The sequence below is a fragment of the Sporosarcina sp. P37 genome (genome assembly GCF_002109365.1).
Taxonomy (GTDB): Bacteria; Bacillota; Bacilli; order Bacillales_A; family Planococcaceae; genus Sporosarcina.
Genome location: NZ_CP015349.1, coordinates 1522801 through 1538583, shown reverse-complemented (window position 1 = coordinate 1538583; position 15783 = coordinate 1522801). Strand labels below are relative to the sequence as shown.

General features: G+C 44.3%; 16 protein-coding genes, 5 tRNA genes and 1 riboswitch. Of the genes, 18 read left to right on the top strand and 3 right to left on the bottom strand.

Annotated elements, in window-relative coordinates; genetic code table 11:
- Positions 1 to 86: 86 nt before the first annotated feature.
- Positions 87 to 189, top strand: a riboswitch (TPP riboswitch).
- A gap of 92 nt (positions 190 to 281) precedes the next feature.
- Together tenA and SporoP37_RS08000 are read left to right on the top strand one after the other, a co-directional pair.
- Positions 282 to 977: a thiaminase II gene (tenA, locus tag SporoP37_RS08005; protein ID WP_085430698.1), complete on the top strand. Its 696-nt coding sequence runs from the start codon at positions 282 to 284 to the stop codon at positions 975 to 977.
- Positions 978 to 1087: 110 nt separating this feature from the next.
- Positions 1088 to 1405, top strand: a complete 318-nt coding sequence (locus SporoP37_RS08000; RefSeq protein WP_232329830.1) for a DUF3889 domain-containing protein — start codon at positions 1088 to 1090, stop codon at positions 1403 to 1405.
- A gap of 91 nt (positions 1406 to 1496) precedes the next feature.
- Here SporoP37_RS08000 and hpaB read toward each other — a convergent pair whose 3' ends face one another.
- Entirely contained in the window at positions 1497 to 2942 is a 1446-nt protein-coding gene (gene hpaB / locus SporoP37_RS07995; RefSeq protein ID WP_085430696.1) for a 4-hydroxyphenylacetate 3-monooxygenase, oxygenase component, read from the bottom strand.
- Between the two features lie 165 nt (positions 2943 to 3107).
- Between hpaB and SporoP37_RS07990 the strand changes: the two genes are divergently transcribed.
- The 4 genes from SporoP37_RS07990 (at position 3108) to SporoP37_RS07975 (ending at position 6211) form a co-directional block, all read left to right on the top strand.
- Complete coding sequence (locus tag SporoP37_RS07990) at positions 3108 to 3695, top strand: hypothetical protein (protein ID WP_085430695.1); 588 nt, start codon at positions 3108 to 3110, stop codon at positions 3693 to 3695.
- Positions 3696 to 3776: 81 nt separating this feature from the next.
- A complete protein-coding gene (locus SporoP37_RS07985) occupies positions 3777 to 4079 on the top strand; it encodes a rhodanese-like domain-containing protein (RefSeq protein ID WP_081243157.1) in 303 nt (100 codons plus the stop codon).
- A gap of 283 nt (positions 4080 to 4362) precedes the next feature.
- A complete protein-coding gene (locus SporoP37_RS07980; protein WP_081243156.1) occupies positions 4363 to 5076 on the top strand; it encodes an N-acetylmuramoyl-L-alanine amidase in 714 nt (237 codons plus the stop codon).
- Positions 5077 to 5152: 76 nt separating this feature from the next.
- Positions 5153 to 6211 carry an Mrp/NBP35 family ATP-binding protein gene (locus SporoP37_RS07975; RefSeq protein WP_081243155.1) on the top strand — a complete coding sequence of 353 codons (1059 nt, stop codon included), beginning with the start codon at positions 5153 to 5155 and terminating at the stop codon, positions 6209 to 6211.
- 20 nt (positions 6212 to 6231) lie between these two features.
- Here the strand turns inward: SporoP37_RS07975 and gerD are convergent, their stop codons facing one another.
- Positions 6232 to 6819 carry a spore germination lipoprotein GerD gene (gene gerD / locus SporoP37_RS07970; protein WP_081243154.1) on the bottom strand — a complete coding sequence of 196 codons (588 nt, stop codon included), beginning with the start codon at positions 6817 to 6819 and terminating at the stop codon, positions 6232 to 6234.
- Positions 6820 to 6957: 138 nt separating this feature from the next.
- Between gerD and SporoP37_RS07965 the strand changes: the two genes are divergently transcribed.
- Positions 6958 to 7647 (top strand): KinB-signaling pathway activation protein, encoded by a 690-nt coding sequence (locus tag SporoP37_RS07965; RefSeq protein ID WP_085430694.1) that lies wholly within the window; start codon positions 6958 to 6960, stop codon positions 7645 to 7647.
- Between the two features lie 26 nt (positions 7648 to 7673).
- Here the strand turns inward: SporoP37_RS07965 and SporoP37_RS07960 are convergent, their stop codons facing one another.
- Positions 7674 to 8339, bottom strand: coding sequence for a polysaccharide deacetylase family protein (locus SporoP37_RS07960; RefSeq protein ID WP_085430693.1), 666 nt, complete (start codon positions 8337 to 8339; stop codon positions 7674 to 7676).
- Positions 8340 to 8517: 178 nt separating this feature from the next.
- On the opposite strand from SporoP37_RS07960, the gene SporoP37_RS07955 reads away from it, so the two are divergent.
- The 11 genes from SporoP37_RS07955 (at position 8518) to SporoP37_RS07905 (ending at position 15737) form a co-directional block, all read left to right on the top strand.
- Positions 8518 to 8592, top strand: a tRNA-Asn gene (locus tag SporoP37_RS07955).
- A gap of 8 nt (positions 8593 to 8600) precedes the next feature.
- Positions 8601 to 8676, top strand: a tRNA-Thr gene (locus SporoP37_RS07950).
- 14 nt (positions 8677 to 8690) lie between these two features.
- Positions 8691 to 8765 (top strand) — tRNA-Glu (locus SporoP37_RS07945).
- A 174-nt stretch (positions 8766 to 8939) separates the two neighbouring features.
- A tRNA-Tyr gene (locus tag SporoP37_RS07940) sits at positions 8940 to 9024 on the top strand.
- A gap of 40 nt (positions 9025 to 9064) precedes the next feature.
- Positions 9065 to 9139: transfer RNA gene (locus SporoP37_RS07935), tRNA-Gln, on the top strand.
- Positions 9140 to 9361: 222 nt separating this feature from the next.
- Entirely contained in the window at positions 9362 to 11455 is a 2094-nt protein-coding gene (locus tag SporoP37_RS07930) for a sensor domain-containing protein (RefSeq protein ID WP_158233553.1), read from the top strand.
- Between the two features lie 24 nt (positions 11456 to 11479).
- Positions 11480 to 12385, top strand: a complete 906-nt coding sequence (gene rocF / locus SporoP37_RS07925) for an arginase (protein ID WP_085430691.1) — start codon at positions 11480 to 11482, stop codon at positions 12383 to 12385.
- A 180-nt stretch (positions 12386 to 12565) separates the two neighbouring features.
- Positions 12566 to 13129, top strand: a complete 564-nt coding sequence (gene sigW / locus SporoP37_RS07920) for an RNA polymerase sigma factor SigW (RefSeq protein WP_081243149.1) — start codon at positions 12566 to 12568, stop codon at positions 13127 to 13129.
- 12 nt (positions 13130 to 13141) lie between these two features.
- Positions 13142 to 13777: a zf-HC2 domain-containing protein gene (locus SporoP37_RS07915; protein WP_085430690.1), complete on the top strand. Its 636-nt coding sequence runs from the start codon at positions 13142 to 13144 to the stop codon at positions 13775 to 13777.
- Between the two features lie 150 nt (positions 13778 to 13927).
- Positions 13928 to 14764 (top strand): diadenylate cyclase CdaA, encoded by an 837-nt coding sequence (gene cdaA / locus SporoP37_RS07910; RefSeq protein WP_081243147.1) that lies wholly within the window; start codon positions 13928 to 13930, stop codon positions 14762 to 14764.
- Entirely contained in the window at positions 14757 to 15737 is a 981-nt protein-coding gene (locus SporoP37_RS07905; protein WP_085430689.1) for a CdaR family protein, read from the top strand. Before cdaA ends, SporoP37_RS07905 begins: the two co-directional genes overlap by 8 nt.
- The last annotated feature ends 46 nt before the right edge of the window (positions 15738 to 15783 follow it).

Sequence of the window (15783 nt, the reverse complement as noted above, 5' to 3'; positions counted from 1 at the left end):
TTCGCACACATTCATCAGTGCATCATTTGAAACAATTTGACCTTTCTGACAACCTATGCCTAAAATGGACGTATAAATGAAATAATTGTTACCGCTAGGGGTGCTCTTTGGAGCTGAGAGAAGCGTATCGCTTTAACCCTTTAACTTGATCCGGTTCATACCGGCGTAAGGAAGTGGTGCAGACACTGCTAGGCTTATTACTTATGCTCAGTGATGTCTCTCCGCCACTTCTGGTCAAGAAGTGGTTTTTTCATTTACTAAGAAAAAAGGGGAGAGTCTGAATGAAGTTTACTGAGCGATTGTTAGAGAAAACATTGCCAATCTGGAGACAGAATCATAGCCATCCATTTGTTCAAGAGATTGGAAACGGCACACTGGATCAGGAGAAGTTCCGCTTCTATATGGTGCAGGATTATTTATATTTAATCGATTATGCAAAAGTATTTGCGGTAGGCGCGATGAAGGCTGCAGATGTGGAAATGATGGGGAAATTTGCTGCGCTGCTTAATGGTACGCTAACTACCGAAATGGATCTTCATCGCAAATATGCAGCCCGTTTTGGTATTACGGAAGAAGAGCTGGAAAATGCCAAGCCTTCGCCCATTGTTCTTGCATACACACACTATATGCTGCACGTCAGTCAAAATGGATCTTTGGCTGAAGTAGTGGCCGCATTATTGCCGTGTGCGTGGAGCTATCGAGAAATCGGCAAAGAGCTCGCTGAATTGCCGGGGGCTGTAGAACACCCGCTGTACGGTGACTGGGTACGCATGTATTCGTCAGAGGAATTCGGCGAGCTTGCGGACTGGTGCCTCGACCTGATGAATGAAACAGCGGCAGGCAAACCGGAGGAAGAATTAGCAAGGCTGGAAGAAATCTTCCTTAATACAACGCGTTATGAGTATATGTTTTGGGATATGGCGTACACGAAGCAGATGTGGCCTGGTGTGCAGGAAGAACAAACCGTTACCAAGTAAATACGGACAGCATCCGGGATTTGACGAAGCTCTTTTACATGGAATCAAATGGTCTGAAAAAGCGCATGCTACTTCTGAGGGAGGTGTGCGCTATCATTCGGAAACTGAGCATGGCGCTTGGGATTTTTATGGCAGGCGGGTCGGCATATATCGATGTACCTGTTGCGGCAGCCAGTGCCGTCGAGACGCCCGCATATGCGAAATGGTCACGACTGGCAGTCAAGCAAACGATGCATAAGTATCCTCTGGCAGAGGTCACGGACTATCTGCACATAGCAACCAATACACACGGAGTAACGGGTGTCGAGAAATTTCGGCTATGGTTAAGAGAAGATGATCGCGAGTTTGCAGTGCTGGTGACAGTCACCTATTCAGCTGAAACAGGGAAATTCATCAAAATTGATTTTCAAGAACTGCCTGCCGAATAAAACAGCGCCCCTGTACCTGATAATATGGCACAGGGGCGTTGTTTCATTCAGGATCCTGCCGTGAAAACAGGCTGACTCACCGATTTATTGACTATTCATATCTTGAAAGTAAGCGGTCAATCATATCTTGCCCCTGATCTTTTGGATATGATTTGGATAAGTTCCCGGCCAGCCTGACAGGATCGCCAAAGAAATATCGTTCATACTGTGTTTGCCTAGTACCGAATGCGCTCATTGTTAAATCCCATGCAAGCCGGAACAGCTGCACGCGGTCTTCTGCGGTTTTCGCAGCCCCTTGCAAATACTTTGCGAGATCAGGCTGAATAGGTGATTGAAAGTCGTTAACTGTAGGCAGCGCGACCATGCCGCTTGCACCGATCAGCTGGATGATCTCGCTGAAGCGCGGATAGATCTTCGGAAAGATATTGCTGGCTACTTTAAGGGGGACCGGGCTTGGGCACATGTAGCCCCATTGATCGATTGCGGCGTCTGCCTCTGATTTATCGCGTAATGCCTTCAACGTTTCTAGCCCAATAATGATTTCAGACAGCTTCTCCTGTATATGCAGATATTCGCCTGCATTGATCGTCTGGATGAGCTGTTCTGCCAGACTCAACAAGAACTCTGTCTTCACGATTTGCCTGGTGATTACTTGGTGGGTGGCGAACGGATGAAATGAACTCATAGAAAAAAAGTTCGCCGCAACTTCCGAATTATGATGGAAAAAGACACGCTCCCATGGCACAATAACTTCATCAAAAACTACAATTGCATCCAATTCCTCAAACCGGGAACTGAGCGGATAATTGAATGCCGATTCTCCGCCCACAAATGATTCCCGGCAAATGAAACGCAGACCTTTCGTGTCGGAAGGTATGGAGAATGCAAATGCTTCATCAGGATCACCGAGGAAAGAAGGCGTACTGAATACAAAAACCTCATCTGTAACACCGCCCTGTGTCGCAAGCAGCTTGGCTCCTTTAATAATCAGGCCTTCTGAAGTGCTGCCGATAATTTTCGCGGAAATTGGTTCGTCAGAAGTATTAAAAGCACTCATGGAGCGATTGACCTGTGGGGTAACAAAGGTATGGGTGAAAGATAAATCATTTTCTCTTGCACGCTCATACAGCGCTTGAATATGCTCGGGAAAACAATTGTCCTTGCCGAGCAAAAAAGGAGAGGAACAGGCGAAACTCATAATGACTGTATTGAGGTAATCGGGGCTTCTCCCAAGCAGTCCGCAGGTAAGACGCGCCCACTGTTCTGTCATCACTCTGCGCTTCAGTAAATCAGCCTTCGTTTTGGGCTGTAAGTAAGAGATGCCGATTTGCTCGTTTGAGACAGGCGAGGCATAGGTCATAATCGGACTATGTGATGGAGCCATCTGTAAATCATACAATGAAGCTTTCGTTTTAAGGAGTCCTTTAAATGCAGGGTGTTCCGAAATCGGTCCCTTTACTTGCTGTCCATCGAGCCAAATTTCTGTATTCTGCTGATTAATTCGATGTAAAAACTCATTACCCGTAATGGCACCCATACAATACCTCCTGGTTTTCTAGTTGATATAGTATATTACAGTGCGGGCATAAGTGATCAATGGAATCCTTTTTACCGGCTGTCATGCATCGGCGAAATAGTTTTGTTACAATACATTGAGAAAGTGTACATAAAATAGCAGTGAAAATATAGGGTGGCGAATTGAATGAATGAAAAATTAGTAATGGAGTATATTATTGCGTGTACGAATTTATATGGCGTCGTACCGATTGATCAAGTAGCCGGGATCTTTAATGAACAAAATGAAGACATGATTACACCGGACGAACTGAACAGTCTGCTGCAGTCCGGACAGGTCAGGGGGAAACTGGAAGAGTATTTTGTCTATGCTGATTTGGATAAATTTATCGCGGAGGCGGCAAGTGAAGGCGATGAAAAAGAGGAGCTGGAGCAAGCGGCGGCTGGAAAACCATATTATGTACCAGCTAAAGAAGAGCTGCTGCGGTTTATTGACGAAGAATACATACAAGAGACACAGGAACAACTAAAATTAAAAAGCATGTTAATAGAAGATTTCGGTGATGAGCTCCATGCAGAGGAAGAAGTAAGGGAACTGGTATTCAATCTGCAGGTGAGCGGCGGAGACTTCATGGGTGAGATGTCTATGTTCATTGCGGGGCTGGAACTGCCTGTTGAAAAAGCGGAGCGCTATATACCTGTAATCGTTGATGTTGCAAATACGACAAGATTATGGGAAAACAGGGGGCATACAACGAAAGAATTGCTGCCGTAACTGTCAGTTCATTTCAATAGACAATCCCCGAGCGTGCGGGATAGAATAAGGATATATTATACACTTTGGAGGATACCACTCATGACGTTAAAAGAATTGACTGCAAAAGAAGTGCAGGAACAGCTGGAAAGCGGTAAAGAGCTGAACATTATCGATGTACGCGAAGATGACGAAGTAGCACAAGGCATCATCCCGGGAGCAGCACATATTGCTCTGGGCAACCTGCCGATCGAAATGCACGACCTGGATACAGAAACGCCATACATCCTCGTATGCCGTTCGGGCGGCAGAAGCGGACGTGCACAGGAGATTATGGCAGACGAAGGGTTTGACGTAACCAACATGACCGGCGGTATGCTGGCATGGGAAGGCGAAACAATATAATAAGTAAATATAAACTGCCCAGGAAGCGTCCAACTTCCTGGGCAGTTTTTGATGACATATATTCCAGTTAAAAATGTGTAGAGCTGTAAAGTCGGATACAAGACCATCTTTCATGTGAAATAATCCGATGCATCTGTTCGCAAAGACTGTAAATGTCCGCGACGCGTCTACATCAGAATCGTAAATTCATAGTAAGAAAAGATCCCGCTGCTTCGTTTAGCGCACTGCTGAGACATAACCGCAAAAGTCCAAGCGTATAGTGAAAGAAAAAGGCGGTGTCTAGATGAAAAAGTGGCTTGTAGCAGGGTTGCTGGTTTTTTTCTCGTTGGGCGGTGTATGGTATGGCGTTAAAGCATCGGATCGCGGATTCTTTCTGCCTGCAGAACTTGGCGGTGTAAACATCTTGATCGATCCGGGGCATGGCGGTGAGGATGGCGGAGCATCCGCAGGCGAAATCATTGAAAAAGACATTACATTAAATATTTCCCATGAAGTACGTAAACTGCTTGAGAAAAAAGGGGCAACTGTACAGATGACGAGAGAGAAAGAAGGAGATGCGGTAGCGGAGCACGCGCCGTCAGAAAGTTTTGGTTCTTTGCGGAGCAGAAAGTTTGCAGATTTAAAACTGCGTGAAAGCATGGCGATAGAATCAAAGCCGGACATGTTCATCAGTGTGCATGTCAATGCGATCCCAGAAGAGCGCTGGAGAGGTGCCCAAGTATTTTATCATCCAGGCGGTCATCCTGACGGCAAACAGCTGGCAACGTCAATCCAGGATGAATTACGGGATCAGCTGAAAAACACGGAGCGGGAAGCGATGAAAATCACCGGTGTTTATTTACTGAAAAAAGTACCGGTACCGGCAGTACTAGTGGAAACGGGCTTTCTGTCAAATCCGGAAGAACGAAAATTATTGTCTAGTAAGTCCTATCAGAAAAAAGTGGCGGCAGCAATTGTAGATGGAATTGTGAAATACCAGCATGCCGAAGAACAATAAAGCATATGTCGTTTTAGAGGATAGTGAATATGATATACTGGAGGGGAGTGAAAGAATTCAGTAAGGAGTGTTGAATGTGATAAATGAACAACAAGTCCGTGAACTGATTGGCGCATTGAAAGATCCGTTTTTACATAAAACATTGGCAGAAACGAATGGTATTGTAGATGTAACTATCAAACCTGAGAAACAGCATGTCAGTGTTAAAGTCGCGATTGCGAAAGTGAATACCGGTGAACAATTGACGCTTCAATCGAAAGTAGTGGAAGTTTTAAAAGAGGCAGGGGCCGACTCGGTAGGCATCCGTTTTGAGGAACTGCCAAAAGAAGTATTGGAGCAATTCCGCGGCACAGCTACGGAATCAGAAACACAAGATATTTTATCTCCTTTATCTTCTATTGAATTTATCTCGATTGCATCCGGTAAAGGCGGCGTCGGGAAATCGACGGTCTCGGTCAATTTGGCAGTCGCTTTAGCACGACGCGGCAAGAAAGTCGGTTTGATTGACGCCGATATTTATGGGTTCAGTGTGCCGGATATGATGGGCATCACGTCCATGCCGGAAGTGCGGGAAAATCGTATAATGCCGGTTGAGCGTTTTGGCGTCAAAGTCATTTCAATGGGTTTCTTTGTTGAAGACAATGCACCTGTAGTATGGCGCGGGCCTATGCTCGGCAAAGTGCTCGATCAATTTTTCCGTGATGTGGAATGGGGCGAACTCGACTATTTATTGCTTGATTTGCCGCCAGGAACAGGGGACGTAGCGCTGGATATCCATCAAATGATTCCGGCTTCCAAAGAAATCGTTGTCACGACTCCGCATCCAACCGCAGCATTCGTTGCAGCCCGTGCTGGAGCTATGGCGCTTCAGACGGATCACGAATTACTCGGTGTAGTTGAAAACATGTCCTGGTTCGAATCTAAAACAACCGGAGAGAAAGAATATGTCTTCGGGCAAGGCGGAGGCGTACGTCTTTCTGAAGAACTCCGTACAGAATTATTAGGACAAATCCCTCTTGGTCAGCCGGACTGGAATGATACAGATTTTGCACCTTCCGTTTACGCGGAAAACCATCCGATTGGCCAAATCTACTTGCAGGTTGCCGATACGGTTATTGAAAAAACTGAAAAGTAAGTTAGGACAGACGAAGAAAGTCATTGACTTTCTCCGTCTGTTTTTTGATCTTTACTGCCGCTTTTTCCGCCTTCTTCAGCAGCCCCTTTTCCTGACTTCATGATGAGCTCCTGCCATTTTGCCTGCATGAGCGGGCTATTGATGGTGTCCTCCACCGCCTTCTCCATTTCTTTCTTTAGCGTGGCGGAGTTCACGATCTTTTCCATTTGCTTCATCATATCGGGCTGGCCGAAAAACTTTTCCAAATCTTTCTGGAATGAAGCATCCCCCATCAGATCCTTCATAATATCAGCTTGCTGCTTCTTCATGCTTTTAGCAATTGCTTCCGTGAATTTAGGGTCTTCAAAAGCGGTTTTCCAGAAACGCTCTCCCTCCTTGGAAAGTAATACGTTCTCAATACTTTGTTTGACTTCTGGCTGTTCAAGTACCAGCAACTCCCGAAACTCAGGGTCGGTCATCAATTTACGAAGTGCTTTTTTTCCGTCTTCCGTTTGGATCGCATCTGTCATCATTTTTTTCATCTCATCATAGCTTGGTGCTGCCTGATGTCCTCCGCTGCAACCCGTAAGGAATAGAAGGAATAGAAAAAGACCGGCTAATTTTTTCATTCCACTCAACCTTCCACTTGTATTTTCATTTATTGTTCACAATATAAGAAGGAATATGCATGATTCGTTCAATGAAATAGATTTTTTTGTCGAACGTTGATACACTAGAAGGGATATGAAAAAAAGGGGAACAGTGCAGTGACAATACGAAATTGGGTTAAATTTTTCTTGCGCGCAATGGCAATTGGCGGAGCGATTACAGCAGTTGTCGGGCTGATTGTACGTTGGGACTTTTTTTACGGATATTTACAGGCAGGCGAGATCTGGCAGTTTCTTGGTGCCTTTTTATGGATGGTTTTCTTAGGATTCACGATGAGCGTGGTCGCGCAGATGGGTTTCTTCGCCTATCTGACCGTGCATCAATTCGGCGTCAATATGTTCAGAACACTGACCTTATGGAACTGGGTGCAGATGTTAATAATAGTGGTCGTCCTCTTTGATCTGGTCTTTTTCCGTTTCCAATTAACGAAAGACGATACAGGGCGTACTGTTCTATACATTTTCTTACTTGCCACTCTGATTGCTGTGTCAGCGGTAACGGCATACTTTAAAGCGCAATGGACAAAAAAACATGCGTTGATTTCTGCATTATTTTTCATGATTGTCATTACAACGCTTGAATGGCTGCCTGCGCTGATGGTCACTTCAGGAAATAAAGATGAGTGGGTAACGATTCTGTTATTCCCGCTGCTTGCTGTGAATGCGTATCAGTTATTAGTATTGCCTAAATACAATAAACAATCCGATGTGGATAAAGAAAAGCTGGATAAACGCCGTGAAGAGAGAAAAAAGGCAAAAAAACAAACAGCTAAATTTAAAAAGAACTGACGGGGAGGCTTCTCCGTCAGTTCTTTTCATTGTGGAATTTTTTTGGTTTTCACAGTCGGCCTAAATAGCAGGTCTTCTACGGATTGATACGTGCGGCTTTCCATAAGACGTTTGACATCAGAAATCTGTGGCCGTCCACCGCTGTGATAAGAAACAGAAATGATTTCTCCTTTGGAGGCTTTAGGCAATTTGCCTTCTTTCCACTGAACAGTGGAACCTAAAGCATTGATTTCTGCTTTCTGTAATTGTTGAAGCAATGACGAGGGAAATTCTTCATCCGCCGTACGGAACCATAGAGGGCGGGCGGCAAATATCTTTTCAAATTGGCTAAGCTGCTCAGCGAAAAGGTTTGGATCCGTTTCGTATGATTGGCCCTGTACGCCAAGTAATGCAACAGGTACTGAACGTTTTTTTATTTCTTCGGCGAGATGTGGAAACCGGGAAGCCCAGTCACTGTCTACAAATAACAGCGGGTAAGGCTTGGTCAGCTGTCCGAGCAGTTCCTCAACTTCTTTCTCTCCAAATGAAATATTTACGGTCAGGGCAGAACCTTGTGCACCCTTTACAATAACTGCCGGGTTTTCAGTTAATTTAAAAACAGTCACCAAGGTAGAAGAAGGCTTGGTCAATTGGGGAATAAACGTCAAACATAAAACAGCAAGTACAAATAAAAAGAGGAGTTTTTTCAGCATACCAATCTCCTTACGCGATGGAAGTCTAAACTATTGTATGAAAAAGCCTTGACGTATATGAATATGCCGCTTATAATAAAAAAGGCTTGAGAGATGAGAAATTAATTGTTGCACATACTTGTTGGACGTGTTATAATGATTTTTGTCGCAAGAGATTGTTATTATTATTTTACATTATTCCGCAGTAGCTCAGTGGTAGAGCAATCGGCTGTTAACCGATCGGTCGTAAGTTCGAGTCTTACCTGCGGAGCCATTTTTTATGCTTCCATAGCTCAGCAGGTAGAGTGCTTCCATGGTAAGGAAGAGGTCGCCGGTTCGAGCCCGGCTGGAAGCTCCATGAGAATCTTTAATGGCCCCTTGGTCAAGCGGTTAAGACACCGCCCTTTCACGGCGGTAACACGGGTTCGAATCCCGTAGGGGTCACCATTTAATTTAAAAAACTCCGCAGCAATGCGAAGCTTATCGCCATCCCGTTAAAATTGGGAGAAGCGAGCAGTGCAAGGAAGCAAGTGAGAGAAAGAAGGAGCGTACATAGGTACGTGACTGATTGAGCGAATGAAGCCTGACGCAGCAATGCGAAGCTTATCGCAATTTTAACACGGTGGGGTAGCGAAGTGGCTAAACGCGGCGGACTGTAAATCCGCTCCCTCCGGGTTCGGCGGTTCGAATCCGTCCCCCACCACCATGTTTGTATTACCTTTAAAGAAGTATAACCAGCTGCACGTTGGGGTATAGCCAAGCGGTAAGGCAACGGACTTTGACTCCGTCACTCGTTGGTTCGAATCCAGCTACCCCAGCCATTTTACCTTACAGCAAAAAAATAATATGAAATATGTCAAATCCTTATTATTTTATATAATATAGGATTTTTTTGTGTAAACAATTAGCAGTTCATATAGAAGAATTTGAATAATCATGTATAATAATCTATAACAGTTTATAGGTAGTTACGCTCCTGTGATCAGTGAAAAATAACCATACATAGGGATTGTGATACAGCTATGCAAGAATTTTTGAATAATATGGATAAATTTGTCCGTTCGAGTAGTGAAAAAGAATTACAAAAAGTTCTTGGCGACATAGCTTACACATTGGAACAAGCAGCAATTGTCGCAATTACTGACTCACATGGAACGATTCGGTATGCCAACGATCATTTCGAAAAAGTTTCAAAGTACCCCGTTGAAGAGTTAATTGGCGCGAATCAGCGTATTGTGAATTCGGGCTACCACGATGCTTCGTTTTTTAAAGAGATGTGGGCTACCATTGGAAACGGCCGCACTTGGCGCGGCGATATTTGCAACCGTGCAAAAGATGGTTCGACGTATTGGGTAGATACTACGATCGTTCCATTCCTGAATGAAAAAGGAAAGCCTTATCAATATATTGCAATACGTTATGACATCACGGAAAGAAAGAAAATGGAAGAGGAAATACGGAAACAATCTGATCTATATGAAATCATTACGGCAAATGCATCTGATTTTATTGCGATCATTGACCGGCAAGGGAAATTTTATTATGCCTCGCCTTCGTTTGAAAAGCTTCTCGGTCATTCGGCATCTGCTTTATACGCCAGCTCATTCTATTCTTATATTTATAAAAAGAACCGCCAGCAGGCAGAAAAGAAAATTTCGCAATTTTTCGGCTATCAGCGTCAAGCGATGAATTTGGAATATTCTTTTCTGGACAGCAAAAATGGTCTGCATATTATGGAGGCGAAGATTGATATAGTAAAAGAATCGATAGAGTATGGAGAGAAACTGTTAGTTGTCATGCGTGATATTACAGAGCGTGTGAAATCAGATGAGAAAATTAAATACCTTGTGTATAACGACCAGTTAACTTCTCTGATGAATCGAAACTCCTTCCGTGAGCAGCTGGCACTTGCATTTGAAAGAGCCCGCACCCGGAATCAGGTGTTTGCTCTTGTCCATATTAATATCGACCGTTTGCGGTATGCGAACGATTTACTCGGTCACGAAGCGGGCGACTACTTATTAGCCATGGTAGGCGAACGTCTGAAAAAAAGAACCGGTCCGGAAAGCCTGCTGGCCCGAATCGCAGGTGATGAATTTGCGTTCATCATCACAGGTTTCAAAAATCAGGATGATTTCTTTCAGCATGCGGAAGATATTCGTCAATATTTACAGCAGCCTATTCAAGTTGGACAGCAAAACTATACATTATCGGTCAGCTGCGGGATTTCTATTTATCCGGAACATGCCAATCAGCCTTCAGACTTAGTCACTAAAGCCACGCTGGCATTAGGTAAAGTAAAGATGCGCGGCGGAGCAGACAGTGAAATGTATCAGCCGGGCACATCGAAACTGTCGCTTGAGCGCACTTTGTTAGAAAATGAAATGCGCAAAAGTGTCCAACAGCAGCACTTTTACCTTGAGTACCAGCCGAAGGTGCTGTTAGATACTGGCGAACTGACAGGTGTCGAAGCGCTTGTACGCTGGAAACATCCGGATTTGGGAATTATTTCGCCGGTGAAATTCATACCGCTTGCGGAAGAAACTAAAATTATCGTACCGCTTGGTGAGTGGATTCTGCGTGAAGTATGCAAACGTGCGGCTTTGGAAGTGCAGGCGGGCAAGTTTTGCAGATTTGCAGTAAATGTGTCCACTGTCCAAATGAAAGAAGAGGGCTTTGCGGATTCGGTATTGGCTATTATAAGAGAATACAACGTGCCATCAGATATGATCGAACTGGAATTAACGGAGAGTTCATTTATAGATACGGAAGGCATGAAGAAATCTCTTCAGAAACTCCGAAGTGAAGGAGTTACGGTAGCGATTGATGACTTTGGCACAGGCTACAGCACATTCAGTTATATTAAAGAATTGCCTGCCGATACACTGAAAATTGATATGGCATTTGTCCGTGACATTTTGGAGAATGAAAACAGCCAGGCTATCGTCAAAGCGATCGTGACACTTGCGGATACGGCTGGATTGAACGTGGTCGCTGAAGGGATTGAAATGCCTGAACAGGCAAAGATGCTATATGATTTAGGCTGCCGTGAAGGCCAAGGATATTACTATGGCCGGCCTATGGAATTCAAAGCGGTAAAAAAGATGGAAGAATGCCGTTTTGGATACAAAGGATAAACAGAAATCGAAGGAGGGAGTGCTATGCGTAATCTGGATATTTCCTTAATTGGCGTGCCTGTTGATCTCGGACAAAGCCGGCGGGGTGTGGATATGGGGCCTAGTGCTATTCGATATGCAGGTGCAATAGAGCGGCTGCTAGCATTAGGACATCGTGTGACGGATGAAGGGAATATTGCTGTCTCCCCTGTCCATAACGATAGGAGTACCACAGCCGGTCTGAGGAATCTGCAGGAGGTGACAGAGGCGGCCGAACAGCTCGCTCAATCTGTTTCCGGTATAGTGAGAAAAAAGAGATTCCCCCTCATTCTGGGCGGCGATCACAGTATTGCTATAGGCACACTGGCAGGTCTTGCAGATCACTATCATAACCTTGGAGTCATCTGGTATGACGCGCATGCAGACATGAATACAGTTGAGACCTCGCCGTCCGGCAATATACATGGAATGCCGCTGGCTGTCAGCATGGGACTCGGCCATGAAAAACTGGTGAACGTACACCATGACGGGGCGAAGATTATTCCACAAAACGTCGTGATCATAGGGGCACGTTCAGTGGATCCCGGTGAACGTGCGCTGATTAAAGAAAAAGGTATAAAAGTGTTTACGATGCATGAAATCGACAGGTTCGGCATGTCGGCGGTAATCAGGCAAACCCTGGAACATTTTGCTTCCAGACAAGTTGACGGTGTTCATTTATCACTGGATTTAGATGGTTTGGATCCGCTCTATACCCCAGGCGTCGGAACGCCGATGCCGGGTGGAATCACATACCGGGAAAGCCATCTGGCTATGGAACTGCTTCAGGATGCAGATGTCATTACATCTGCTGAATTCGTTGAAGTGAACCCAATGTTGGATGAATACAATAAAACAGCTGATGTGGCGGTTGGCCTTCTCGGGTCGTTATTTGGTGAAAAGTTATTATAGTTCCGAAAAAGTGATTGAACCCATGGGGATTCATTCACTTTTTATTTATATAAACTCTATGTCTATGCTTGGAAATAATGGTAAAGTAAAGATGGTTGTGAATTGTTGAGAAAAATGAAACCAAATGAGGTTTCCAACGTATATAAAGGGACAGCCGCATAGAGCGGAGGGTGGAGTCTATTGGACGAATTAATAACTAAACGTGTAAAAGAAGTATTAAATGGAAATCAGGAAGCTTTTGAGGAAATTGTCATCCATTTTCAGCACCGTCTGTATCAAGTGTGCTACAGGATGCTGAATAATGCGGCAGAAGCGGAGGATATTGCACAGGAGGCATTTGTACGGGCTTACGTAAACTTGGAAACCTATGACCAAAAGCGGAAATTTTCTACCTGGCTGTACCGTATTGCGACTAATCTGTGCATTGACCGCATTCGAAAGAAAAAGCCCGATTATTATTTGGATGCGACGGTACCAGGAACGGAAGGCTTAGATATGTATTCTCAAATTGCAAAAGAGCAGCAATTACCGGAAGAAGAAGTAGAGAAGATGGAAACAAAAGAACGTGTTCAGTATGAAGTGAACAGGCTGCCTGAAAAATATCGCACAATTATTATATTACGTTATATGGAAGACCTGCAGTTGCAGGAAATCGCCGACATTTTGGAGATGCCTCTCGGAACAGTGAAAACACGGGTACATCGCGGAAGAGAAGCGCTCCGGCAACAAATGGGGAGTATGTAGGAGGTTAGATTCGTGGAAAAATGTCCTAAACATGTTGTCCATTATATACATGCATTTTTTGATGGTGAGCTTACCAATGAAGAAGAACAGATTATGAAAGAGCACTTGGATGAATGTGAAGAGTGCAGGAAAATGTTTGAGGAACTCGATGAGACGGTCACGTTACTCGGAAGTTTCGATGTGCTGGAAGCGCCTGCCGGATTTGTCAGTGGCGTAACAGCCAGATTACCGAGGCAGACGGTAAAAAAAGGCCCGGCAAAATGGTTCCGTCAGCATCCGTTCATGGCGGCAGCAGCATTATTTTTACTTTTAATGAGCTCATCGTTTTTCGCCAGCTTTGAAAACGAACAGCAATTTTCATTTACCAAGCAGCCTAATGTGATCGTTGAAGGGGAAACGGTAATTGTTCCTGCCGGTGAGACGGTGACAGGTGATCTGGTAGTGAAAAATGGAAATTTACGAGTGGAAGGCCGAGTTGACGGAAACGTCACCGTCATCCGCGGTTCTAAGTATATGGCATCTACTGCAGTGATTACAGGATCCAGTGAAGAGATCAATGAAATATTCGATTGGCTCTGGTATAAGATTAAAACTACCGCAAAAGAAGTGCTGCCTGGGTCAAGCGGAGAAAATTCTGAAACGGATTAATATGATGTAAAAGTGATGCCGGCCGGGGTGCTTCGGCATCACTTTTTTGATGCGGTTTTTCGTCCGCGGCTTACCGTTTAGTTAGGCATGTCAGCCGGGAATTATGCTATACTGGATAAATAAGAACTTTTTTAAAGGTAGGGGAAGCACATGCCGGGTTTGGAGCAAGTAACAACATTAGCACCAATAGAAATACTGAAAAACATTGTGGATGTGCTTCTGGTTTGGTTCGTACTCTATAAATTAATCACCATTATTAAAGGAACAAAAGCCGTCCAATTACTGAAAGGGATTTTTGTTATCCTAATCGGCCGTTACATCACGGAATGGCTTGGTTTGAAAACTCTCCAGTGGATGATGGAAGAAGTTCTCAGATTCGGTTTCCTCGCTGCTATTATCATATTCCAGCCAGAACTGCGCAGAGCATTGGAGCAGCTGGGCAGAGGGAGATTATTTGCAAGAACCGCCATGCAGGAAGAGGAAGAACGGGATCGGTTAATTGAGGCATTTGTCAAATCTGTCAGCTATATGGCAAAACGGCGGATTGGTGCCTTAATCACGATTGAGAAAGAAACAGGTCTTAGCGAATATATTGAAACAGGTATTCCTTTGAACTCACATATTACATCTGAATTACTTATTAACATATTTATACCAAACACTCCACTGCATGACGGTGCCGTCATTGTGACGAAAAACCGTATCGCTGCTGCGGGCTGTTACTTGCCATTATCGGAAAGTCCATTTATTTCCAAAGAACTGGGGACACGGCATCGTGCAGCTCTCGGCATTAGTGAAGTTACGGATTCTGTGACGATCATTGTCTCTGAAGAAACAGGTGCCATCAGTATAGCGACAGATGGAGAAATCAATCGTAAACTGGATATTGAAGAATTCGAGAAAATATTGCGTATTTCATGGTTCGGTAACACGACAGGCCAAGCTGATACTTCTCTATGGAAGTGGGGGAAGAGAAAAAATGGATAAATTTATGGACAGTCCTTGGTTTCTGCGTCTGACTGCACTTTTTCTGGCAATTATGCTGTTTCTTTCAGTAAAATCAGAAGATCCTTCCAACCGCAACAGTACGAGCGATGTATTTGAACTTATACAGGACGTTCCTGTAGAGGTGTACTACGATACAGAAAACCTGGTAGTAACGGGTGTTCCTGATATGGTTAATATGACAATCGAAGGCCCTACAAATATTGTGCAGACTACAAAGTTACTGAAAGACTTTACATTAAAGCTAGATTTACAAAACTTGACGCTGGGCGAACATAATGTTCGGATCCAAGCGGAGAATATATCAGATAAGCTGGACGTGCGCCTTGAACCGGGCACAGTCAGTATTAATATAGAAGAGAAAGTCACTCAGACATTCCGTGTTGATCCAGAAATGAATACGAGATTACTTGCTGAAGGCTATGAAGTGAAGAGCATGGACGTCCAGCCAGCTGTGATCAATGTAACAGGGGCGAAAAGTGTTGTGGATGCAATCAGCTTTGTGAAAGTATCCGTAACAGGTGAAGGCAGTTTGAATAAGCCGTTCGAGCAAAAGTCACGTGTGCGTGTACTGGACCGGGATTTAAATAAGCTTTCCGTTACATTGAACCCTGAAGAAGTAACGGTCAAAGTAGACATTCAGGAGTACAGCCGCGAAGCGCGTGTGAAGCTGAAAGAAAAGGGACAGTCAACAGGAAATATAGAAATTGAAAGTGCCGTACTGGAAGATAAATTTGTGCGAATTTCGGGACCGAAAAGTACAGTGGATGCAATTAAAGAAATTCCGGTAGAGCTTGATTTGAGCAAGATCAGTAAATCGGGAAAAATTGAACTGGATGTTAAGAAACCGGAAGGAATCACAAAAGTGACACCTGCTAAAGTAAAAGCGCAAGTGAAAGTCTCCGGGGAAATATCCGATGAATCGAAGAAAGCGGACGCTGAAACAGAATCATAAAGCGTCAAGCAAATGCAGTCTACTAAGACAAGATTGAAAGGAAGTA

Bases quoted from the DNA above. Each gene is read 5' to 3' on its own strand.
- tenA (WP_085430698.1), top strand. From the start codon at position 282: ATGAAGTTTACTGAGCGATTGTTAGAGAAAACATTGCCAATCTGGAGA.
- SporoP37_RS08000 (WP_232329830.1), top strand. From the start codon at position 1,088: ATGGCGCTTGGGATTTTTATGGCAGGCGGGTCGGCATATATCGATGTA.
- hpaB (WP_085430696.1), bottom strand. From the start codon at position 2,942: ATGGGTGCCATTACGGGTAATGAGTTTTTACATCGAATTAATCAGCAG.
- SporoP37_RS07990 (WP_085430695.1), top strand. From the start codon at position 3,108: ATGAATGAAAAATTAGTAATGGAGTATATTATTGCGTGTACGAATTTA.
- SporoP37_RS07985 (WP_081243157.1), top strand. From the start codon at position 3,777: ATGACGTTAAAAGAATTGACTGCAAAAGAAGTGCAGGAACAGCTGGAA.
- SporoP37_RS07980 (WP_081243156.1), top strand. From the start codon at position 4,363: ATGAAAAAGTGGCTTGTAGCAGGGTTGCTGGTTTTTTTCTCGTTGGGC.
- gerD (WP_081243154.1), bottom strand. From the start codon at position 6,819: ATGAAAAAATTAGCCGGTCTTTTTCTATTCCTTCTATTCCTTACGGGT.
- SporoP37_RS07960 (WP_085430693.1), bottom strand. From the start codon at position 8,339: ATGCTGAAAAAACTCCTCTTTTTATTTGTACTTGCTGTTTTATGTTTG.
- SporoP37_RS07930 (WP_158233553.1), top strand. From the start codon at position 9,362: ATGGATAAATTTGTCCGTTCGAGTAGTGAAAAAGAATTACAAAAAGTT.
- rocF (WP_085430691.1), top strand. From the start codon at position 11,480: ATGCGTAATCTGGATATTTCCTTAATTGGCGTGCCTGTTGATCTCGGA.
- cdaA (WP_081243147.1), top strand. From the start codon at position 13,928: ATGCCGGGTTTGGAGCAAGTAACAACATTAGCACCAATAGAAATACTG.
- SporoP37_RS07905 (WP_085430689.1), top strand. From the start codon at position 14,757: ATGGATAAATTTATGGACAGTCCTTGGTTTCTGCGTCTGACTGCACTT.